Genomic DNA, 21,262 nt, shown 5'->3' with positions numbered 1-21,262 from the left:
GTTATAACGGATTCAGGGACGAGGCGCGTAGGCGAACACATCCGCACGCATTTGATGGGCATCCATCCCGGCTTCGACCAAGGCGTCGAGGGTGCCATAGACCATCGCCGGCGAGCCGCTCGCGTAGACGTGCAGCGGTTTCAGATCCGGGAAGTCTTCACAAACCGCCTCGTGCAGCATGCCGCAGCGCCCTTCCCAGCCACATTGATCGCTGACGACTTTGTGCAGGAACAGGTTGGGTAACTTCAGCCATTCGTCCCAGTGTTCGATTTCATAGAAATCTTCCGGACGACGCACGCCCCAGTACAGATGCACGGGATGTTTGAAGCCATTGGCGCGACAGTGTTCGATCAGCGCGTGAATCTGGCCCATGCCGGTGCCGGCGGCAACCAACACCAGCGGCCCGTCGGGCAGCTCGGCCAGATGCGTATCACCGAATGGCAGCTCGACACGCACCATCGCATTGCGTTGCAGCTGTTCGATCAGGCTCAGTGCACTGGCTTCGCGCGCCAGCACATGGATTTCCAGATCGCGCCCGCCGTGCGGTGCCGAAGCCATGGAGAACGCCGACTTCTCGCCGTTCTCACGTTCGATCATCAGGTACTGCCCGGCGTGATAACGCGGCGGCTTGCCGGCCGGCGCACGCAGACGCACGCGCCAGGTGTCGCCACCGACGTCGCGGCATTCGATGACCTGACATGACAGGCTGCGCACCGGCAGTTCTCCCAACGCGAGCACGCCATCCCACAGCAGGATGCAGTCTTCCAGCGGCTCGGCTATGCAAGTGTAGAACTCGCCGTGGTCATGCACCTTGCCGGCCTGTTCGACGCGGCCTTCGACCAGCAGCGCCGCACACACGTGACAATTGCCGTTGCGGCAGCTTTGCGGGCATTCGTAGCCCAGGCGCCGCGCACCATCGAGAATCCGCTCACCGGGCTGTATCTCAAGCACTGCTCCGGAGGGCTGCAGGGTTACACGCATCAATCTATTCCTAACTGATTCCAGATGGCATCGATCCGTTGGGTGACGGCGTCGTCCTTGACGATCACGCGACCCCACTCGCGAGTGGTTTCGCCCGGCCACTTGTGGGTGGCATCGAGGCCCATTTTCGAACCCAGGCCGGAGATCGGCGAGGCGAAGTCGAGGTAGTCGATCGGCGTGTTATCGATCATCACCGTGTCGCGCTTGGGGTCCATGCGCGTGGTGATGGCCCAGATCACGTCGTTCCAGTCACGGGCGTTGATATCGTCGTCAGTGACGATAACGAACTTGGTGTACATGAACTGTCGTAAAAACGACCAGACACCGAGCATCACGCGCTTGGCGTGCCCCGGATACGACTTCTTCATGGTCACGATGGCCATGCGGTACGAACAGCCTTCCGGCGGCAGGTAGAAGTCGGTGATCTCCGGGAACTGCTTTTGCAGGATCGGCACGAACACTTCGTTCAGTGCGACGCCGAGAATCGCCGGCTCATCCGGCGGACGGCCGGTGTAAGTGCTGTGGTAGATCGGTTTGATCCGGTGGGTGATGCGCTCGACGGTGAACACCGGGAAGCTGTCGACTTCGTTGTAGTAACCGGTGTGGTCGCCGTACGGGCCTTCATCGGCCATTTCGCCCGGATGGATCACGCCTTCGAGGATGATTTCGGCGGTGGCCGGCACTTGCAGGTCATTGCCACGGCACTTGACCAGTTCGGTGCGGTTACCGCGCAAGAGACCGGCGAAAGCGTATTCGGACAGGCTGTCCGGCACTGGCGTCACGGCGCCAAGAATGGTCGCCGGATCCGCGCCCAGCGCCACGGACACCGGAAACGGTTGGCCCGGATGCTTCTCGCACCATTCGCGGTAATCCAGCGCGCCGCCACGGTGGCTCAGCCAACGCATGATCACCTTGTTGCGGCCGATCACTTGCTGACGGTAGATGCCGAGGTTCTGGCGGTCCTTGTTCGGGCCTTTGGTGACGGTCAGGCCCCAGGTGATCAGCGGGCCGACGTCGCCGGGCCAACAGGTCTGCACCGGCAGCATCGCCAGGTCGACGTCGTCGCCTTCGATGACCACTTCCTGGCACACCGCGTCTTTGACGACTTTCGGCGCCATCGAGATGATCTTGCGGAAGATCGGCAGCTTCGACCACGCGTCTTTCAAGCCCTTCGGCGGCTCGGGCTCCTTGAGGAACGCCAGCAGCTTGCCAATTTCGCGCAGCTCGCTGACCGACTCGGCGCCCATGCCCATGGCCACCCGCTCGGGGGTGCCGAACAGGTTGCCGAGCACCGGAATGTCGTAGCCGGTGGGCTTCTCGAACAGCAGCGCCGGGCCTTTGGCCCGTAGCGTGCGGTCACACACCTCAGTCATCTCCAGCACCGGCGAGACGGGAATCTGGATGCGTTTCAACTCTCCGCGCTGCTCAAGCTGCTGCACGAAATCCCGAAGATCCTTGAATTTCATTGACGATGGCACCCTCAAAATAGGCGTACATCCTACCTGCTATGCAGCCCTGTGGCAGCCTGTCGCTGCTTACTTGGCTGCATTCGTCCGGGCTTTGCCAAGGTTTTCCCGGCCTTGCAGGCTGATGAACAGCGGCTCCATGATCGGTGCCACCAGGCGCGCGCCGACTTCCGAGAGGTGATTATCGTCGGTGTACAGCGAGTAGCCGTCGAGTTCTGCGTGACAGAGTCCCTTTTCATCACACAGGCGTGGCGCAGGATCGACCACACGCACTGCCGGGTCTTTGGCCAGCTCGGCGAACAACTGGCTGATAAACACCTGACGCTCGTGATGTACGGCAACTTGCTGACCAACGCCCTCGACCGAACGATCGAGCATCGCCAGTCGCGTCAGACGGTACGGCGGGCTGAAGGCCTGCAGCGGCGCCTCCTTGACCAGCCAGACCCGATGGCCGCTGGCACGCAGTTGCGCAACGCGCGTGCGCAGGCCAGCGGCCAGACGTTGCTCGGCAGCGGCGCGATCGTAACGACCGTCGGGGGTTCTCAGCACGTGGCCCAAGTCGCCATTGGCATCGCCGTAGAGATACAGGCTCCAGCGCGCGACCAGCACCACATCGCTGACGGTTTTCTCTTTCAGGGCCTGCTCGATCCGGCGGTTGAAATGCGCACATACCGGGCCATGTTCAAGACCCTCCACCGGAATGCAGCCAGGGGAACTGGCCAGAATCACGCTGACGTCATGGGCTTTCGCGCCGTCATCGAACACCGGAATCAGCGCCGTGGCATGACTGTCGCCCCAGACCATCGCTTGCGCCGGCACGTCGGCCACGCCGTAATGACAGAACAGTTTGTCGTCAGGTGTCTTGTCGTCCGCCAGGCACGCCATCAACTCCGGCCGCCAGTCGTGGCCACGGGCAAATTGCAGCGCCTGATCGGACAGACGCCACGGCAAGCCATCGGTCCAGCGCAGGGTTTGCCCGGCCAGCGCCAGCACCAGCACACCGAGGGCGCCAGCGATCAGAATCGGCCGACGACCGGCGAGCAAACGGCGCTCGCGGAACGGCGTTTCGATGAATTTCCACGACAGATAACCCAGCACCAGCGTCAGCAGAATTAATCCGGCGTTATCGAGCGCGCTGATTTCCTCGACGCTGGCATAGCTGGAAAACACGAACACCGGCCAATGCCACAGGTACCAGGAATAAGAGATCAGGCCGAAACCGACCATCACCTTACTGCTCAACAATTGACCAACAACAGTCTCGCGATGACCGTTGGCGAAAATCAGCAGCACCACACCGAGCACAGGCAGCAGCGCCGCAGCACCGGGGAATGGTGTGGCTTTGCTGTAGCCGAACACCGCCAGCAGGATCAGGCCCATGCCGAGCAGGCTCAACAGTTGCGCCGCCATCGGCTTCAAGCGCCAGGCATGCTTCGGCGCGACCGCCAGCATCGCCCCGGCGAGCAGTTCCCAGGCGCGCATTGGCAGCAGGAAGAAGGCTTTTTCCGGGTGGTGACTGACCGCCCACACGCTCAGACCGAAGGACACCAGCAGAATCGCGAACAGCGCCAGTCGCCAGTGCTTGAGGCGACTCGACAGCACCGCCAGCAGCAGCGGGAAGAGGATGTAGAACTGCTCTTCAACCGCCAGCGACCAGGTGTGCAACATCGGCTTGAGGTCAGAGGCGACGTCGAAATAGCCGTCCTGACGCATAAACAGGATGTTCGAGACGAACAGCACCTGATAGCGCACTGAGCGCCCCAGCTCTTCGTAATCCTTGGGCGCCAGCAGGAACCAGCCCACCGCCAGCACCGCAATGATCATCGCGAACAGCGCCGGCAGAATCCGCCGCGCACGGCGTGCCCAGAACTCGACGAAGCTGAACCGTCCAGCCTGACGCTGGTTCCAGATAATCGAAGTGATCAGGTAGCCGGAAATGACGAAAAACACGTCAACCCCGACAAAACCGCCGGTAAACCCCGGGACGCCAAAATGGAACAGCACCACGGCGATGACCGCGACTGCCCGCAAGCCGTCGATATCCCTTCGATAAGCGAGTGTGCTCATAAATCTTTAATGCCAATCAGTTGGTTATTATTTGTACAGCCGGAATCTCTTACCCGGAAACGGTCTCGTACGTTGCTGCTCATTCTGCAAGGCACAGACCTTACCAGATCGCCATCGTCCCATCGCTGAGACAAAATCCAGTCAAAATCCGGGCAAAAAAATAGCGCCCCCATAGGGACGCCATTTTTATCGGCTCAGCCGGCGATGTTACTTGCGCTTCATCGACAGGAAGAACTCGTCGTTGGTCTTGGTCGTTTTCAGCTTGTCGACCAGGAACTCGATGGCAGCGACTTCGTCCATCGGGTGCAGCAGCTTACGCAGAATCCACATGCGCTGCAGTTCGTCGTCGGCAGTCAGCAACTCTTCGCGGCGGGTGCCGGAGCGGTTGATGTTGATCGCCGGGAACACGCGCTTCTCGGCGATCTTGCGATCCAGAGGCAGTTCCATGTTGCCGGTACCCTTGAACTCTTCGTAGATCACTTCGTCCATCTTCGAGCCGGTTTCAACCAGCGCGGTGGCGATAATGGTCAGCGAGCCGCCTTCTTCGATGTTACGCGCAGCACCGAAGAAACGCTTTGGCTTCTCGAGGGCGTGAGCATCGACACCACCGGTCAAGACCTTGCCGGAGCTTGGAATCACGGTGTTGTAGGCGCGGGCCAGACGGGTGATGGAGTCGAGCAGGATCACCACATCTTTCTTGTGTTCGACCAGGCGCTTGGCCTTCTCGATCACCATTTCGGCAACCTGGACGTGACGGGTCGGCGGTTCGTCGAAAGTCGAGGCAACCACTTCGCCGCGCACGGTGCGCTGCATTTCGGTTACTTCTTCCGGACGCTCGTCGATCAGCAGCACGATCAGGTGAACTTCAGGGTTGTTACGGGCGATGTTCGCTGCGATGTTTTGCAGCATGATCGTTTTACCGGCTTTCGGCGGCGCAACGATCAGACCACGCTGGCCTTTGCCGATCGGGGCGCACAGGTCGATCACACGACCGGTCAAGTCTTCGGTGGAACCGTTACCGGCTTCCATCTTCATGCGCACGGTCGGGAACAGCGGGGTCAGGTTCTCGAAGAGAATCTTGTTTTTCGCGTTCTCGGGACGATCGAAGTTGATCGTGTCGACCTTGAGCAGAGCGAAATACCGCTCGCCTTCCTTCGGAGGGCGGATCTTGCCAACGATGGTGTCACCGGTGCGCAAGTTGAAGCGGCGGATCTGGCTTGGCGAGACGTAGATATCGTCCGGGCCGGCCAGGTAGGAAGCGTCAGCGGAGCGCAGGAAGCCGAAGCCGTCCTGGAGAATCTCCAGCACGCCATCACCGGAGATTTCCTCGCCGCTTTTAGCGTGCTTTTTCAGCAGGGAGAAAATCACGTCCTGCTTGCGCGAACGGGCCATATTTTCTATGCCCATCTGTTCGGCCAATTCGAGCAGTTCGGTAATCGGCTTTTGCTTGAGTTCAGTCAGATTCATATAGGAATGACGTAATCATTTATGGAGGGGGGGAAATTAAGCTTTTGGCTTAATGAGGCCGCGCCGCGGAGAAGGCGACAGGATCGCGAACTAATTCGAAAAGGAGTGCGTCGGCGACGGCTAGCAGGGGGCAATGGAGAAACCAGTGCGGGGCCGAATGTACCACCTGAGTTTCGGAGCGTCTAGCCCTGAATACGCAAAAAGCCCCGCTATTTGCGGGGCTTTTTTTAAAGCACTTTACTGCGACGCTTAGATGTTGGCGTCGAGGAAAGCTGCCAGTTGCGATTTCGACAGCGCGCCGACTTTGGTCGCAGCGACTTCACCGTCCTTGAACAGCATCAAGGTCGGGATACCACGCACGCCATGCTTGGCCGGGGTTTCCTGGTTTTCGTCGATGTTCAGTTTGGCAACGGTCAGCTTGCCTTTGTAAGTCTCGGCAATCTCGTCCAGTACCGGAGCGATCATTTTGCAAGGACCGCACCATTCAGCCCAGTAATCGACCAGGACAGCGCCTTCGGCCTTGAGTACGTCGGCATCGAAGCTAGCGTCGCTAACGTGTTTGATAAGATCGCTGCTCATGGAATTCTCCAGGTTGTAAGCAAAAAAACGTGGCCCATCATAGCCGCCCTTCCTGTGTTCAGGAAGCCGCAGATGATTGAGTCTTGCTATGGTGCCCCATGAGTTTGGGTATAGCTCAAGTCACGCCGTGGCGGGGGCGATGAAGGCGATCCCGGTGCGCAGGGCCGCATTGCGCACGTGTTCCTGCATGGCTTTTTGCGCAGCAGCGGATGCCCGGCGAGCGAGGGCACGAAGGATTTTTCGGTGTTCCTGCCAGGTTTCCATGGCGCGCTCGGCACGGATGAACGGTAGTTTCTGGCTCTCGAGAAACATCTCGGCACTGGCGGTAAGGATGCTCAGCATCGCCTGATTGCCGCTCGCCAGCAGAATGCGCCGGTGGAATTCGAAGTCGAGTTTCGCGGCGGCTTCAAAGTCGCCGGCCTTCAATTGCTCGCGCATTGCCGCAACATTGTCTTCCAGCGCGTCCAGATCGAACGTGCTCAGCGTCACCGCTGCCAGCCCTGCGGCGAAACCCTCCAGCGCATAGCGCAACTGAAAGATATCCAATGGCGACGCCTGCGCCGCGAACGACCAGCCCGGCGCGCTATCGCCGCGTGACAACTCCACCGGCGCCTGCACGAAAACGCCCTTGCCCGGCTGAATACTGACCACGCCCAGCGCACTCAGCGATGACAACGCTTCACGCAACGATGCCCGACTGACACCGAGTTGCAGCGCCAGATCCCGTTGCGACGGCAAGGCATCGCCGGGGCCGAAGCCCTGTTCGCTGATCAGTTTGCGGATCGCTTGCAGCGCCACTTCGGGTACCGCACGGGAAATCGAGTTCATGGTTTTTCAGACGCACCGGGCCAATGTGCGGCTAGTTGTAAAGCTATTCGAGGAGTCCGGCAAGTCGTGCCCCAGCGGGGTTCGACGCTTGGGGCCGATGCGCCATGGCAGTGCGAAAAACAACCTGACTGTTCAGACCAGTAAGACCGAACAAACCCGCTGAAACCGCGGCCTGCCGCTACCAAGGCCGCCTATTGGCACGGCGCATGCTCTGTCCGATCACAGAAATCACTTCCCGCCGATCCGGAGATTGTCCATGACCCAGCGTTACAGCGCCCTCCTCGCTTCCCTGTTTGCCGGCCTGCTGCTCTGTCAGGCGCCCGCACATGCCGACGGTCTCGACGACGTGGTCAAACGCGGCACACTGAAAGTCGCTGTACCTCAGGACTTCCCGCCGTTCGGCTCGGTCGGCCCGGACATGAAACCGCGCGGCCTCGATATCGACACGGCAAAACTGCTGGCCGAGCAACTCAAGGTCAAACTTGAACTGACCCCGGTCAACAGCACCAACCGCATCCCGTTTCTCACCACTGGCAAAGTCGACCTGGTGATTTCCAGCCTCGGCAAAAACCCCGAACGCGAGAAGGTCATCGACTTCTCCCATGCCTACGCACCGTTTTACCTCGCCGTGTTCGGCCCGCCCGACGCCGCGATTACCAGCCTCGACGACCTCAAGGGCAAGACCATCAGCGTCACCCGTGGTGCCATCGAAGACATCGAGCTGACCAAGGTCGCTCCCGAAGGTGTGACCATCAAGCGCTTCGAAGACAACAACTCGACCATCGCCGCCTACCTCGCAGGCCAGGTCGACCTGATCGCCAGCGGCAACGTGGTGATGGTCGCGATCAGCGAGAAGAACCCGAAACGCGTGCCGGCGCTGAAAGTGAAGCTCAAGGACTCACCGGTCTACGTCGGCGTGAACAAGAACGAAGCGGCGCTGCTGGCCAAGGTCAACGACATCCTGACCACCGCCAAGGCTGACGGCGCACTGGAAAAGAATTCGCAGACCTGGCTGAAAGAGCCGCTGCCGGCCGATCTCTGATCGACTGCGCGGGAGACCTTCATGGCTTATCAGTTCGATTTCATGCCGGTGGTGGAAAACACCGACCTGCTGCTGCGCGGGGCGCTGTTCACCCTTGAGCTGACCGCCATCGGTGCGGTGCTCGGGGTCGGCCTCGGGATTGTCGGGGCGCTGATGCGGGCGTGGGAGATTCGCCCGTTCTCGACGCTATTCGGCGTTTACGTCGAGTTGATCCGCAACACGCCGTTTCTGGTGCAGTTGTTCTTCATCTTCTTCGGCCTGCCGTCGCTTGGCGTGCAGATTTCCGAATGGCAGGCGGCGGTGCTGGCGATGGTGATCAACCTCGGCGCCTATTCGACCGAGATCATCCGTGCCGGCATCCAGGCGATCCCGCGCGGGCAGCTGGAAGCCGCAGCAGCATTGGCGATGACCCGCTTCGAGGCGTTCCGCCACGTGGTCTTGCTGCCAGCGCTGGGCAAGGTCTGGCCGGCGCTGAGCAGCCAGATCATCATCGTCATGCTCGGTTCGGCGGTGTGTTCGCAGATCGCCACCGAAGAGCTGAGCTTCGCCGCCAACTTCATTCAGTCGCGCAACTTCCGCGCTTTTGAAACCTACGCGCTGACCACGCTGATCTACCTGTGCATGGCGCTGCTGATTCGCCAGTTACTCAACTGGATCGGTCGCCGCTACATAAGCAGGAGCCACGCATGAGCGATTTCACCTTCTGGGACATCCTGCGCAACCTGCTCGTCGGCCTGCAATGGACGCTGGCGTTGTCGCTGGTGGCGTTTATCGGTGGCGGGATCGTCGGGCTGCTGATCCTGATCATGCGCATTTCGAAAAACCCTGTGTCGAGCAACATCGCCCGCACCTGGATCGAGCTGTTCCAGGGCACGCCACTGTTGATGCAACTGTTTCTGGTGTTCTTCGGCGTGGCGCTGGCCGGAATCGAGATTTCGCCGTGGATGGCCGCAGCGATTGCCCTGACCTTGTTCACCAGCGCCTATCTGGCAGAGATCTGGCGCGGTTGCGTCGAGTCGATCTCCAATGGCCAGTGGGAAGCCTCGGCGAGTCTGGCGCTCAATCCCTTGGAGCAACTGCGCTACGTGATCCTGCCGCAAGCGCTGCGGATTGCCGTGGCGCCGACCGTGGGTTTTTCGGTGCAAGTGGTCAAAGGCACCGCCGTGACCTCAATCATCGGCTTCACCGAGCTGACCAAGACCGGCGGCATGCTCGCCAACGCCACGTTTGAACCGTTCATGGTCTACGGCCTCGTCGCCCTCGGCTATTTCCTGCTCTGCTACCCCTTGTCCCTCAGTGCGCGCTACCTGGAAAGGAGACTGCATGCCTCTGCTTAGAATTTCCGCCCTGCATAAATACTACGGCGATCACCACGTACTCAAAGGCATCGACCTCAGCGTCGAAGAAGGCCAGGTGGTGGCGATCATCGGCCGCAGCGGCTCGGGCAAATCCACCCTGCTGCGCACGCTTAACGGCCTGGAATCGATCAACGACGGCGTGATCGAAGTCGATGGCGAATACCTCGACGCTGCCCGCGCTGATTTGCGCAGCTTGCGGCAGAAAGTCGGTATGGTTTTTCAGCAGTTCAACCTGTTCCCGCACCTCACCGTCGGCGAGAACGTCATGCTCGCGCCACAGGTGGTGCAGAAAGTGCCAAAAGCCAAGGCAGCGGAACTGGCGCGCGCAATGCTGGAGCGCGTCGGCCTCGGAGAGAAATTCGATGCCTTTCCGGATCGCCTGTCCGGCGGCCAGCAACAACGCGTGGCGATTGCCCGGGCATTGGCGATGTCGCCGAAAGTGTTGCTGTGCGATGAGATCACCTCGGCGCTTGACCCGGAACTGGTCAACGAAGTGCTCAGCGTGGTGCGCCAATTGGCCAGGGAAGGCATGACATTGATCATGGTCACCCACGAAATGCGCTTCGCCCGCGAGGTGGGCGACAAACTGGTGTTCATGCACCATGGCAAGGTGCATGAGGTGGGGGATCCGAAGGTGTTGTTTGCCAATCCGCAGACGGCGGAGCTGGCGAACTTTATTGGCACTGTAGAAGCCGTCAATTGATCCGCACCTCTTCTGTGGCGAGGGAGCTTGCTCCCTCGCCACAGAAGCTGTCTGATCGTTCCCACGCTCTGCGTGGGAATGCCTCACCGGACGCTCTGCGTCCGCTTTTGGGACGCGGAGCGTCCCGGCCTGCATTCCCACGCAGAGCGTGGGAACGATCCGGTTTGCGCCGTGCGCGTTGGCGCCAGCGTTTGATCGTGGCACGATGTCGAGGTTATCGACCGAGACCCCCTGACCATGCCGCAATCCCAAGCCAAGAATCTGTCCCTGATCGCCGCAATCGACCTGGGCTCCAACAGCTTTCACATGGTCGTGGCGAAAGCCCAGAACGGCGAAATCCGCATTCTCGAGCGTCTCGGCGAGAAAGTTCAGCTGGCTGCCGGCATCGACGATGAGCGCAAGCTCAACGAAGAATCGATGCAGCGCGGCCTCGATTGCCTCAAGCGTTTTGCCCAACTGATCAACGGTATGCCGCTGGGCGCCGTGCGCATCGTCGGCACCAACGCCCTGCGGGAAGCGCGCAACCGCCTCGAATTCATCCATCGCGCCGAAGAAATCCTCGGCCATCCGGTGGAAGTCATCTCCGGCCGTGAAGAGGCGCGCCTGATTTATCTGGGCGTGTCGCATACCCTCGCCGACACTCCGGGCAAACGTCTGGTCGCCGACATCGGCGGCGGCAGTACCGAATTCATCATTGGTCAGCGTTTCGAGCCGCTGCTGCGCGAAAGCCTGCAAATGGGCTGCGTCAGCTTCACCCAGCGCTATTTCAAGGACGGCAAGATCACCCCGGCCCGCTACGCCCAGGCGTACACCGCAGCGCGGCTGGAGATCATGAGCATCGAGCACGCCCTGCATCGCCTGACCTGGGATGAAGCCATCGGCTCCTCGGGCACCATCCGCGCCATCGGCCTGGCGCTGAAGGCTGGCGGTCACGGCACTGGCGAAGTCAACGCCGAAGGTCTGGCGTGGCTCAAGCGTCGTCTGTTCAAACTGGGTGATGTCGACAAGATCGACTTCGAAGGCATCAAGCCTGATCGCCGGACCATTTTCCCGGCGGGTCTGGCGATTCTCGAAGCGATTTTCGACGCCCTCGAACTGCAACGCATGGACCACTGCGACGGCGCGCTGCGTGAAGGCGTGCTCTATGACCTGCTTGGCCGTCATCATCACGAAGACGTGCGTGAACGCACCCTGACCTCGTTGATGGAGCGCTATCACGTCGATCTGCAACAGGCCGCTCGAGTCGAGCGCAAAGCCTTGCACGCGTTCGATCAGGTCGCGGCGGACTGGGAGCTGGATGACGGCATCTGGCGCGAACTCCTTGGCTGGGCAGCTAAAGTGCACGAAGTCGGCCTCGATATTGCGCATTATCACTATCACAAACACGGCGCTTATTTGATCGAGCACTCGGACCTCGCCGGCTTCTCCCGCGAAGACCAGCAGATGCTCGCCCTGCTGGTGCGCGGTCATCGGCGCAACATTCCCAAGGACAAGTTTGCCGATTTCGGTGACGACGGTGACAAGCTGATTCGCCTGTGCGTGCTGCTGCGCTTTGCGATTCTGTTCCATCACATTCGTGGCACCCAAGCGATGCCGCAGGTGGTGTTGCACGCCAAGGGCAATACCCTGGATGTGCAATTCCCGGAAAACTGGCTGGACGAAAATCAGCTGACCCAGGCGGATTTCGGGCTTGAGGCGGATTGGCTGACGCGGGTGGGGATTGTGCTCACGGTTCACTGATACCCAGCAAATTTGTGAATGACAGGTATAAAAAAGGCGATCCTCAGGGATCGCCTTTTTTATTGGGTTCGGCTTGAAATTGGAGTTGGGCCTTCCCCTCACCCCAGCCCTCTCCCGAGGGAGAGGGAGCCGATTTGTGGGCTTTTCAAATCCTGAGTTCGGCTCGGTATTGCAAGTCGGCGTAACCCTGACATTCACCTCGGTCAGTCCCCTCTCCCTCTGGGAGAGGGTTAGGCGGGCGGCGTTCCGATGAGGGGCTTTTGCTCTTGGCTTTAGCTGCTCACCGGCAAAATCGGGCTGCCCAGTCGTTCCAGCAATGTCGCCTGCGCGCTGCGCGGGTTCTGGTTGCCGGTCGGCGTGTTGCGGATGTAACGGCCATCCGACTGCAGGCTCCAGCTGTGGGTGTTGTCGGTCAGGTACAGCTCGAGTTCTTTCTTCACGCGGGTCAGCAGCTTCTTGCCTTCGACCGGGAAGCAAGTCTCGACGCGCTTGTCGAGGTTGCGCTCCATCCAGTCGGCGCTGGAGAGGAACATCTGCTCGTCGCCGCCATTGAGGAAGTAGAACACGCGGGTGTGTTCGAGGAAGCGGCCGATGATCGAGCGCACATGGATGTTGTGCGAAACCCCGGCGATGCCCGGACGCAGGCAGCACATGCCGCGCACCACCAGATCGATGCGTACGCCAGACTGGCTGGCCTTGTACAACGCGCGGATGATCTTCGGATCGGTCAGCGAGTTGAACTTGGCAATGATGTGCGCCGGTTTGCCGTCGAGCGCAAATTGCGTCTCGCGGGCGATCATGTCGAGCATGCCCTTTTTCAGGGTGAACGGCGCATGCAACAGCTTCTTCATGCGCAGGGTCTTGCCCATGCCGATCAACTGGCTGAACAGTTTGCCGACGTCTTCGCACAAGGCGTCGTCGGAAGTCAGCAAGCTGTAGTCGGTGTAAAGCTTGGCGTTGCCGGCGTGGTAGTTACCGGTGCCAAGGTGCGCGTAACGGACGATCTCGCCGGCTTCGCGACGCAGGATCAGCATCATCTTGGCGTGGGTCTTGAAGCCCACCACGCCGTAAATCACCACCGCACCGGCCGCTTGCAGACGGCTGGCCAGTTGCAGGTTGGACTCTTCGTCGAAGCGCGCACGCAGCTCGATGACCGCCGTGACTTCCTTGCCGTTACGCGCGGCATCGACCAGCGCATCGACGATCTCGGAGTTGGCGCCGGAGCGGTAAAGGGTCTGACGCACAGCGAGTACGTGCGGGTCTTTCGCCGCTTGGCGCAGCAGGTCGACCACCGGGGTGAACGACTCGAACGGGTGCAGCAAGAGGATGTCCTGCTTGCTGACCACGCTGAAAATGTTTTCGCTGTTCTGCAGCAGTTTCGGGATCTGCGGGGTGAACGGCGTGTATTGCAGCTCCGGATGACTGTCCAGACCGGTGATGCTGAACAGCCGCGTCAGGTTGACCGGGCCGTTGACCTGATACAGCTCGCTCTCGCTCAGGTTGAACTGCTTGAGCAGATAGTCCGAGAGGTGTTTCGGGCAAGTGTCAGCGACTTCCAGACGCACCGCATCGCCGTAACGACGCGAGAACAACTCGCCACGCAGCGCGCGGGCGAGGTCTTCTACATCTTCGGAGTCGAGCGCCAGGTCGGCATTTCGGGTCAGGCGGAACTGGTAGCAGCCCTTGACCTTCATGCCCTGGAACAGGTCATCGGCGTGGGCGTGGATCATCGACGAGAGGAACACATAGTTGTCGCCGGCGCCGCCGACTTCTTCCGGCACCTTGATGATCCGCGGCAGCAAGCGCGGCGCCGGGATGATCGCCAGGCCGGAATCGCGACCGAAGGCGTCGATACCTTCCAGCTCGACGATGAAGTTCAGGCTCTTGTTCACCAGCAACGGGAACGGGTGCGTCGGGTCGAGGCCGATCGGGGTGATGATCGGCGCGATCTCGTCGCGGAAATAGCGACGCACCCAGGTCTTCAGCTTGACCGTCCAGTTGCGGCGACGGATGAAACGCACCTGATGCTTTTCCAGCTCCGGCAGCAGGATGTCATTGAGGATCGCGTACTGACGATCAACGTGACCGTGCACCAGCTCGCTGATCCGCGCCAGCGCCTGATGCGGTTGCAGACCGTCGGCACCGGCCTGTTCACGGGCGAAGGTGATCTGCTTCTTCAGGCCGGCAACGCGGATTTCGAAGAATTCGTCGAGGTTGCTCGAGAAGATCAGCAGGAACTTCAAGCGTTCCAGCAACGGATAGGACTCGTCCAGTGCCTGTTCCAGCACACGGATATTGAATTGCAGTTGCGAGAGCTCGCGGTGGATGTACAGGCTGCTGTCATCCAGACCGGGAATGGCGATGGCTGGCACCGCCGCCGCAGGTTCGGCCACCGGCGCGGGCGGCGCAGGCTCGAGTTCCGGCGGGGTTTCGGTGATTTGCTCGACCACCGGTTGAGCTTCTTTTACGGCAACTTCAGTGAGTCCTTCGGTATTCATCGAATGTTCCTGGGAGGGCTATTTCTGCTCTCGTAACAATTGAGCGGCACGGACAGCAAAGTAAGTCAGGATGCCATCAGCACCGGCACGTTTAAAGGCGGTCAGTGATTCGACAATCACCGCCTCGCTCAACCAGCCATTCTGGATCGCCGCCATGTGCATGGCGTATTCGCCGCTAACCTGGTAGACGAAGGTCGGCACTTTGAAGGCATCTTTTACCCGGAAAAGAATGTCCAGGTAGGGCATGCCCGGTTTGACCATGACCATGTCCGCGCCTTCAGACAAGTCCGCACCGACTTCGTGCAGCGCTTCGTCACTGTTGGCCGGGTCCATCTGATAGGAGGCCTTGTTCGCTTTGCCGAGGTTCGACGCCGAACCCACCGCATCGCGGAACGGCCCGTAATAGGCGCTGGCGTACTTGGCCGAGTAAGCCATGATCCGCACGTTGACGTGACCGGCGATTTCCAGCGCTTCGCGGATCGCCTGGATGCGACCGTCCATCATGTCCGACGGTGCGACAACCTGCGCGCCGGCTTCGGCGTGGGACAACGCCTGGCGGACCAGTGCGTCGACGGTGATGTCGTTCTGTACGTAGCCTGCTTCGTCGAGAATGCCGTCCTGACCATGGGTGGTGAACGGATCGAGCGCCACGTCGGTGATCACGCCGAGTTCCGGGAAACGCTCACGCAGGGCGCGGGTGGCGCGCTGGGCGATGCCTTCGGGGTTCCAGGCTTCAGCGGCGTCGAGGGATTTCAGTTCTGGAGGGGTGACCGGGAACAGCGCCAGCGCCGGAATACCCAGTTCGACCCAGTTCGCCGCCTCTTCGAGCAGCAAATCGATAGTCAGCCGCTCTACCCCGGGCATCGAGGCCACGGCTTCGCGGCGGTTTTCACCGTCAAGCACGAACACCGGCAGGATCAAGTCATCGACCGTCAGCACATTTTCCCGCACCAACCGACGCGAAAAATCATCACGGCGATTGCGGCGCAGGCGCGTGGCTGGGAACAGACGATTGGCTGGGGTAAAGCTCACGGCGGACTCCTGAGCCCGCGCAAACGGGCGAGCGTGACAGTTATAGACGGCCATTATGACGAACAGATGACAGTTGTGTGAGACCTGTGACGTGTAGCCGCATTCCATTCTCAGTGTAGGAATTGTTCACGTCGAGACACATTTGGACACTTTCATGAATGTGTCCGAAGGGTTAGGCTGCGCGTTCATTTCGCCAGCACCCAGACAATGCTCCAACAATTTCTGCATGACTTTGGCTACTTTGCCTTGTTCCTCGGCACGTTCTTCGAAGGCGAAACCATTCTGGTGCTCGCGGGCTTCCTCGCGTTCCGTGGATACATGGACATCAACATGGTGGTGGTCGTGGCGTTCTTCGGCAGCTATGCCGGCGATCAGCTGTGGTACTTCCTCGGCCGCAAGCACGGGCGCAAGTTGCTGGCGCGCAAACCGCGCTGGCAGATGATGGGTGACCGCGCGCTGGAACACATCCGCAAGCATCCGGACATCTGGGTCCTGAGCTTCCGCTTCGTTTACGGTCTGCGCACGGTAATGCCGGTGGCGATCGGCCTGTCGGGTTATCCGCCGGGACGTTATCTGCTGCTCAATGGCATTGGCGCGGCGATCTGGGCCAGCGCCCTCGCCGCCGCTGCCTATCACTTCGGTGCGGTGCTGGAAGGCATGCTCGGCAGCATCAAGAAGTACGAGCTGTGGGTATTGGGTGCGCTGTTGATTCTAGGTGTTGGCCTGTGGCTGCGCCGCCGCTTCAAGAATGCGCGGCTGGCCAAACAGGTTTACCAGGACGAACAAATCGCCAAAGCGGCCAAGGCTGAACAGCTGAAGGCCGAACAGGCCAACCCCGCTGAACCTAAGACACCCACCGAGTAACCTGCCGGCGACAGCGGTATAACCCGATAACGCTGATCAGACTGTAACCGAGCAAGCCGACCCACATTTGCGGGCTGGCCGGCCACAGACCGACCAGCGGCGCCAGCCACACCAGCGGCACGTTCAACGCCAGCCGCAGCAGCTCGACTTGCAATGCCCACGGGCGATTCTCCAGGGCCACGCCCAACGCAAACACACCGAACGCCACCGCCCCCCAGCCAAGCAACAGCGCGGCGCTCGGCAAGCCGCGCTCGAGGTTCATCAGATAACTGCCCAGCGCAATGTAGATGCAAAACTGCACCGCCACATACCCCTGCTGACGACGCCCAAGCGGCACCTCGAATTTGCGGAACAGCGCCAGATCCGGCTTGTTCATCGGGTACTTCGCTGCGACATCCGCCGGCCGCCAACCGGTGCGCATGAACCAGATTCGCAGTTTGTCCCACGGACTCCCGGCCCGCCGCGCGTCATCCCACAATTGCGCATAAAACTGCAGATTGGCCCACAGCGGATTCCAGCTCGCCAGCGGTGTGGTCACGCCGAAAATCACTGGCTCGTTGTCGTCCTCTTCCTGAAACGTGCCGAACAGCCGATCCCAAAGAATGAACACCCCGCCGTAGTTGCGATCCATGTAGAGAGCGTTCTGTGCATGGTGAGCCCGATGATTGGACGGCGTAACGAAGCACCACTCGAACCAGCCGAGCTTGGGAATGTGTTGGGTGTGCACCCAGAATTGATAAAGCAGGTTCAGCGCCGCGACGCTGACGAATACCAGCAACGGCACACCGAACACGGCCATCGGCAGGTAGAAAATCCAGCCGAGCAGAAACCCGGTACTGGTCTGGCGCAGCGCGGTGGAAAGGTTGTACTCCTCGCTCTGGTGATGCACCGAATGCGCCGCCCAGAGGATGTTGCGCTCGTGGCCCAGGCGGTGCAGCCAGTAGTAGCAGAAGTCGTAGAGGACGAAGGCAAAAATCCAGACCCAGACGCTGTCCGCCGAAAGTCTGAGCAATGCCAGATGCTTGAGGGCAAATGCGTAAGTCAGAAGCCCGACGCCTTTGGTCAGCAGCCCGGTGGTGGTCGAGAGCACGCCGGTGCTGATGCTGTTCACCGCATCGGCCAAGCGATAGTTGCTGACCCCGCGCCAACGGTCGGCAAGCAGCTCCACCGCGATCAACACCAGGAAAAACGGCACCGCATACAGAATGAAATCCATGACGCGCCCCGCTCGCAAACGTATGCAATAGATCCTAGGCGCAGCCACGGATTAACCCTATGGCAACACGCGACAATTTAGTGGACATTTAGCGCCATGAATCTGGAGAGAAACCCATGAGCAAAAAAGTTGCAGTGATCCTGTCCGGCAGTGGCGTGTACGACGGCGCCGAGATCCATGAGAGCGTCATCACCCTGCTGCGTCTCGACCAACGCGGCGCCCAGGTGCAGTGCTTCGCCCCGAACATCGCGCAATTGCATGTGATCAATCACCTGACCGGCGAAGAAATGCCCGAGTCGCGCAACGTGCTGGTGGAATCGGCGCGCATTGCCCGTGGCAACATCAAGGACATCCGCGAGGCCGATGTCGACGACTTCGATGCGCTGATCGTGCCCGGCGGTTTTGGTGCGGCGAAAAACCTCTCCAACTTCGCTGTCGAAGGCGCAGGCTGCACCGTGCAGCCGGAAGTGCTGGCGCTGGCCGAAGCGTTTGCCGAGGCCGGCAAACCGGTCGGGTTGATGTGCATTTCACCGGCACTCGCGGCGAAGATCTACGGCCCTGGCGTGACTTGCACCATCGGCAACGACGCCGACACCGCCACGGCGATGAACAAGATGGGCGCCACCCACGAAGACTGCGCGGTGAGCGAGATCATCGAAGACAAGGCACGCAAACTGGTGACGACCCCGGCTTATATGCTGGCGCAGAACATCAGCGAAGCGGCTTCGGGGATCAACAAGCTGGTTGACCGGGTGCTCGAACTGACCCACGAAAACGACGTTTGAGATCAAAAGATCGCAGCCTTCGGCAGCTCCTACAGGTTTCGTGTCGCGCCGTGATGTTGCGTCATGCACTGCCCCTGTAGGAGCTGCCGCAGGCTGCGATCTTTTCAGGGTTTACGGGTCAGGCGCGTGAGGATCCGGTCCAATGCATTGGCAAACGCCTGCTTCTCGCGATCACCAAACGGCGCCGGGCCGCCGCTCATCTGGCCTTGCTCACGCAAGTCGGTGAACAGGTTGCGCACCGCCAACCGTTCGCCCATGTTCTGCGCATCGAACTCCTTGCCGCGCGGATCCAGCGCCGCGACACCCTTCTTCACCAGGCGGTCGGCCAGCGGAATGTCGCTGCAAATCACCAGTTCACCCGGCACCGCGTGTTCGACCAGATAATCGTCCGCGGCATCCGGGCCGCTCGGCACCACGATCAGCTTGACGATGGCCAGCCCCGGCTTGATCTGCGGCTGCCCGGCGACCAGCACCACTTCATACTGGCGCTTGAGGGCAAACTTCACCACCAGATCCTTGGCCGCCCGTGGGCAGGCGTCGGCATCGATCCATACACGCATCATCGTTTCCTCATTCCAAAAAGCATCGCGGGCAAGCCACGCTCCCACAAGGTTAACGCTAAACCTGTGGGAGCGTGGCTTGCCCGCGATTATGAGCACCAGCGAATGCTTTTTAGGCGACGACCCGCCTCCTCTCAGCCACCCAACTACGCCCATACAACAGCACAATCGCCACAATCGCTACCGCCTGCGCCGTCAACGAATACGCATCGGCATGAATCCCCAGCCAGTCGAACTCGAAGAACGCCACCGGCCGCGTGCCGAAAATCCCCGCCTCCTGCAACGCCTTCACGCCATGCCCGGCAAACACCACCGACAGTGCACAGAGCAGCGCCGCGTTGATGCTGAAGAACAACGTCAGCGGCAGTTTCGCCGACCCGCGCAAAATCACCCAGGCCAGGCCGACAAGCAGCACCAGCGCTGTCGCCCCGCCCGCCAGCACCGCGTCATGCCCGGCCGGGCCAGCCTGCAGCCAGAGGGTTTCGTAAAACAGGATCACTTCGAACAGTTCACGATAGACCGAGAAGAACGCGAGAATCGCAAACCCGAAACGCCCGCCACCGCCGACCAGGCTGCTCTTGATGTAATCCTGCCAGGCCGCCGCGTGACGACGATCATGCATCCACACGCCGAGCCACAGCACCATGACGCTGGCAAACAGCGCCGTCGCGCCTTCAAGCAATTCACGCTGCGAACCGCTGACGTCGATCACATACGCGGCCAGCGCCCAGGTGCCGAGGCCCGCCAGCAGTGCCAGGCCCCAACCGACGTTGACGCTGCGCACCGCCGATTGCTGGCCGGTATTGCGCAGGAACGCGAGGATTGCCGCCAACACCAGAATCGCTTCGAGGCCTTCGCGCAGCAGAATCAGCAGACCGGAGATGTAGCTCAGCGACCAGCTCAGGCCATCGCTGCCGAGCAAACCGGCTGACTCCTTGAGCTTGGCTTTGGCCGCGTCCAGACGCTGCTCGGCCTGCTCGACCGACAAACCGTCCTGCAACGACTGACGGTAAGCCATCAGCGATTTCTCAGTGTCTTTGCGCACGTTGGCGTCGACGTTATCCAGCGAGCTTTCGACCAGTTCGAAACCTTCCAGATACGCCGCTACCGACAGGTCGTAGGCCTGATCGTGCTCGCCGGCGCGGTAGGCGGCCAGGCTCTTGTCGAGCGTCGCGGCGGTGTAGTCGAGCAACTGCGCTGGACCACGCTTGACCTGCGGTGGTTGCGCACGCTGGGCGCGGAAAGTCGCTGCGGCTGACACGCCTTCGGCAGCCAGCACTTCAGCCGGGGTCTGGCGTGCCAGATCGGCGAGGTTGTAAGTCTTCTCGGCTTTGGCGGCAGTGGCATCGGCGCTGAACCCGGCGATGTACGTCGCCAGATCCCAACGCTGGCGGTCATCGAGCTGATCGGCGAACGCCGGCATATCAGTGCCTTCGACACCTTGGCCGAGGGTGCTGTAGATCGCGTAAAGACTCAGGTTATCCAGCCGCGCAGCATCACGCAGATTGGCCGGTGCCGGGGTCATGCCCAGACCTGCCGGACCGTCGCCGGCACCGCTGTCACCGTGGCACACCGAGCAATTCTGCGCATACAGCGGTGCGCCGCGGGTCGGATCCGGGGTAATGATCGGCGCCTGACTGACTTCATACGCCACCGCCAGTTGCGCGCCCAGTTGCCGCGCCTGACGGGCGACTTCCGCACCGTCCTGCTTCGCCCCGATCGCCGCGCGCAAGGCTCTGACGCCCTGCTCCAGCGCGGCCTGTTCAGGCTTGGCCGGCATCGCGGCGATCAGCCCTTGCAGCGCTTGAGTGAACTCCAGTTGCTCACGGTATTCGGAATCATCGACGACTTTTCCAGCCTCGACCGTCGGCGGATAATCCGCGCTGATGTAATCGAGCAGGTGCAGCGCTTGCGGGGCGCCTTCCACGGTATCGGCCAGCAGGTTGAAGCTGCTCAGCGCGCACAACGGGAACACCAGCCAGGCCAGAAATCGGGACGAGGCAGTCATGAACAGGTCTCAAAAGGAAATGCGAAGTTACATATTGTTCACTTCGCAGGCATTTCCCTCAAGCTTTG

The 21,262-nt window shown here is 60.7% G+C and carries 18 protein-coding genes; 7 read left to right on the top strand and 11 right to left on the bottom strand.

Translation table 11 applies throughout. The annotated features are described in order from the left end of the window. Positions 1-12: 12 nt before the first annotated feature. The 6 genes from QOL84_RS20805 to QOL84_RS20780 form a co-directional block, all read right to left on the bottom strand. A complete protein-coding gene (locus tag QOL84_RS20805; RefSeq protein WP_283438405.1) occupies positions 13-981 on the bottom strand; it encodes a CDP-6-deoxy-delta-3,4-glucoseen reductase in 969 nt (322 codons plus the stop codon). Beyond that, complete coding sequence (gene ubiD / locus QOL84_RS20800; RefSeq protein WP_077574985.1) at positions 981-2,447, bottom strand: 4-hydroxy-3-polyprenylbenzoate decarboxylase; 1,467 nt, start codon at positions 2,445-2,447, stop codon at positions 981-983. The genes QOL84_RS20805 and ubiD overlap by 1 nt, the downstream gene beginning before the upstream one ends. A 69-nt stretch (positions 2,448-2,516) precedes the next feature. Continuing rightward, positions 2,517-4,514, bottom strand: coding sequence for an acyltransferase family protein (locus QOL84_RS20795; protein ID WP_283438404.1), 1,998 nt, complete (start codon positions 4,512-4,514; stop codon positions 2,517-2,519). A gap of 207 nt (positions 4,515-4,721) precedes the next feature. Then, positions 4,722-5,981 carry a transcription termination factor Rho gene (gene rho, locus QOL84_RS20790; protein ID WP_003229334.1) on the bottom strand — a complete coding sequence of 420 codons (1,260 nt, stop codon included), beginning with the start codon at positions 5,979-5,981 and terminating at the stop codon, positions 4,722-4,724. Between the two features lie 249 nt (positions 5,982-6,230). Continuing rightward, positions 6,231-6,560, bottom strand: a complete 330-nt coding sequence (gene trxA, locus QOL84_RS20785; RefSeq protein ID WP_283438403.1) for a thioredoxin TrxA — start codon at positions 6,558-6,560, stop codon at positions 6,231-6,233. A gap of 120 nt (positions 6,561-6,680) precedes the next feature. After that, a complete protein-coding gene (locus QOL84_RS20780) occupies positions 6,681-7,388 on the bottom strand; it encodes a FadR/GntR family transcriptional regulator (protein ID WP_283438402.1) in 708 nt (235 codons plus the stop codon). Positions 7,389-7,644: 256 nt separating this feature from the next. Here QOL84_RS20780 and QOL84_RS20775 point away from each other — a divergent pair, with 256 nt between their 5' ends. The 5 genes from QOL84_RS20775 (at position 7,645) to ppx (ending at position 12,231) form a co-directional block, all read left to right on the top strand. Then, positions 7,645-8,430, top strand: a complete 786-nt coding sequence (locus QOL84_RS20775) for a transporter substrate-binding domain-containing protein (protein WP_129396001.1) — start codon at positions 7,645-7,647, stop codon at positions 8,428-8,430. 21 nt (positions 8,431-8,451) lie between these two features. Further along, positions 8,452-9,120 carry an amino acid ABC transporter permease gene (locus tag QOL84_RS20770; RefSeq protein WP_283438401.1) on the top strand — a complete coding sequence of 223 codons (669 nt, stop codon included), beginning with the start codon at positions 8,452-8,454 and terminating at the stop codon, positions 9,118-9,120. After that, entirely contained in the window at positions 9,117-9,767 is a 651-nt protein-coding gene (locus QOL84_RS20765) for an amino acid ABC transporter permease (RefSeq protein ID WP_283438400.1), read from the top strand. The genes QOL84_RS20770 and QOL84_RS20765 overlap by 4 nt, the downstream gene beginning before the upstream one ends. Further along, on the top strand, positions 9,754-10,491 hold the full coding sequence (locus QOL84_RS20760) for an amino acid ABC transporter ATP-binding protein (RefSeq protein WP_283438399.1): 738 nt from the start codon (positions 9,754-9,756) through the stop codon (positions 10,489-10,491). Before QOL84_RS20765 ends, QOL84_RS20760 begins: the two co-directional genes overlap by 14 nt. A 237-nt stretch (positions 10,492-10,728) precedes the next feature. Further along, entirely contained in the window at positions 10,729-12,231 is a 1,503-nt protein-coding gene (gene ppx, locus QOL84_RS20755) for an exopolyphosphatase (RefSeq protein ID WP_129396005.1), read from the top strand. Positions 12,232-12,503: 272 nt separating this feature from the next. Here the strand turns inward: ppx and ppk1 are convergent, their stop codons facing one another. Both ppk1 and hemB read right to left on the bottom strand, forming a co-directional pair. Then, positions 12,504-14,729: a polyphosphate kinase 1 gene (gene ppk1, locus QOL84_RS20750; RefSeq protein WP_129396006.1), complete on the bottom strand. Its 2,226-nt coding sequence runs from the start codon at positions 14,727-14,729 to the stop codon at positions 12,504-12,506. Between the two features lie 18 nt (positions 14,730-14,747). Next, positions 14,748-15,761 carry a porphobilinogen synthase gene (gene hemB, locus QOL84_RS20745; protein ID WP_283438398.1) on the bottom strand — a complete coding sequence of 338 codons (1,014 nt, stop codon included), beginning with the start codon at positions 15,759-15,761 and terminating at the stop codon, positions 14,748-14,750. 207 nt (positions 15,762-15,968) lie between these two features. Here hemB and QOL84_RS20740 point away from each other — a divergent pair, with 207 nt between their 5' ends. Then, positions 15,969-16,625 carry a DedA family protein gene (locus QOL84_RS20740; RefSeq protein WP_129396008.1) on the top strand — a complete coding sequence of 219 codons (657 nt, stop codon included), beginning with the start codon at positions 15,969-15,971 and terminating at the stop codon, positions 16,623-16,625. On the opposite strand, the gene QOL84_RS20735 is transcribed toward QOL84_RS20740, so the two are convergent. Beyond that, positions 16,606-17,841 (bottom strand): sterol desaturase family protein, encoded by a 1,236-nt coding sequence (locus QOL84_RS20735; protein ID WP_283438397.1) that lies wholly within the window; start codon positions 17,839-17,841, stop codon positions 16,606-16,608. The genes QOL84_RS20740 and QOL84_RS20735 overlap by 20 nt on opposite strands. Before the next feature lie 116 nt (positions 17,842-17,957). On the opposite strand from QOL84_RS20735, the gene elbB reads away from it, so the two are divergent. After that, positions 17,958-18,626, top strand: coding sequence for an isoprenoid biosynthesis glyoxalase ElbB (elbB, locus tag QOL84_RS20730; RefSeq protein WP_283438396.1), 669 nt, complete (start codon positions 17,958-17,960; stop codon positions 18,624-18,626). Between the two features lie 104 nt (positions 18,627-18,730). On the opposite strand, the gene QOL84_RS20725 is transcribed toward elbB, so the two are convergent. Next, the gene (locus QOL84_RS20725) at positions 18,731-19,186 is read right to left on the bottom strand and encodes a YaiI/YqxD family protein (protein ID WP_127930187.1); all 456 of its coding nucleotides are present in this window, start codon (positions 19,184-19,186) and stop codon (positions 18,731-18,733) included. A gap of 112 nt (positions 19,187-19,298) precedes the next feature. After that, positions 19,299-21,194 carry an FTR1 family protein gene (locus QOL84_RS20720; RefSeq protein ID WP_283438395.1) on the bottom strand — a complete coding sequence of 632 codons (1,896 nt, stop codon included), beginning with the start codon at positions 21,192-21,194 and terminating at the stop codon, positions 19,299-19,301. Between the last annotated feature and the right edge of the window lie 68 nt (positions 21,195-21,262).

The sequence above is a fragment of the Pseudomonas helmanticensis genome (assembly GCF_900182985.1).
In the GTDB taxonomy this organism is placed as follows: domain Bacteria; phylum Pseudomonadota; class Gammaproteobacteria; order Pseudomonadales; family Pseudomonadaceae; genus Aquipseudomonas; species Aquipseudomonas helmanticensis.
Note: the sequence above shows the minus strand (reverse complement) of the source record. Positions and strands in the feature narration are given on the sequence as shown.

Coding starts and splice junctions, on each gene's coding strand:
- QOL84_RS20805 (WP_283438405.1), bottom strand. CDS start 981: ATGCGTGTAACCCTGCAGCCCTCCGGAGCAGTGCTTGAGATACAGCCC.
- ubiD (WP_077574985.1), bottom strand. CDS start 2,447: ATGAAATTCAAGGATCTTCGGGATTTCGTGCAGCAGCTTGAGCAGCGC.
- QOL84_RS20795 (WP_283438404.1), bottom strand. CDS start 4,514: ATGAGCACACTCGCTTATCGAAGGGATATCGACGGCTTGCGGGCAGTC.
- rho (WP_003229334.1), bottom strand. CDS start 5,981: ATGAATCTGACTGAACTCAAGCAAAAGCCGATTACCGAACTGCTCGAA.
- trxA (WP_283438403.1), bottom strand. CDS start 6,560: ATGAGCAGCGATCTTATCAAACACGTTAGCGACGCTAGCTTCGATGCC.
- QOL84_RS20780 (WP_283438402.1), bottom strand. CDS start 7,388: ATGAACTCGATTTCCCGTGCGGTACCCGAAGTGGCGCTGCAAGCGATC.
- QOL84_RS20775 (WP_129396001.1), top strand. CDS start 7,645: ATGACCCAGCGTTACAGCGCCCTCCTCGCTTCCCTGTTTGCCGGCCTG.
- QOL84_RS20770 (WP_283438401.1), top strand. CDS start 8,452: ATGGCTTATCAGTTCGATTTCATGCCGGTGGTGGAAAACACCGACCTG.
- QOL84_RS20765 (WP_283438400.1), top strand. CDS start 9,117: ATGAGCGATTTCACCTTCTGGGACATCCTGCGCAACCTGCTCGTCGGC.
- QOL84_RS20760 (WP_283438399.1), top strand. CDS start 9,754: ATGCCTCTGCTTAGAATTTCCGCCCTGCATAAATACTACGGCGATCAC.
- ppx (WP_129396005.1), top strand. CDS start 10,729: ATGCCGCAATCCCAAGCCAAGAATCTGTCCCTGATCGCCGCAATCGAC.
- ppk1 (WP_129396006.1), bottom strand. CDS start 14,729: ATGAATACCGAAGGACTCACTGAAGTTGCCGTAAAAGAAGCTCAACCG.
- QOL84_RS20740 (WP_129396008.1), top strand. CDS start 15,969: ATGCTCCAACAATTTCTGCATGACTTTGGCTACTTTGCCTTGTTCCTC.
- QOL84_RS20735 (WP_283438397.1), bottom strand. CDS start 17,841: ATGGATTTCATTCTGTATGCGGTGCCGTTTTTCCTGGTGTTGATCGCG.
- elbB (WP_283438396.1), top strand. CDS start 17,958: ATGAGCAAAAAAGTTGCAGTGATCCTGTCCGGCAGTGGCGTGTACGAC.
- QOL84_RS20725 (WP_127930187.1), bottom strand. CDS start 19,186: ATGCGTGTATGGATCGATGCCGACGCCTGCCCACGGGCGGCCAAGGAT.
- QOL84_RS20720 (WP_283438395.1), bottom strand. CDS start 21,194: ATGACTGCCTCGTCCCGATTTCTGGCCTGGCTGGTGTTCCCGTTGTGC.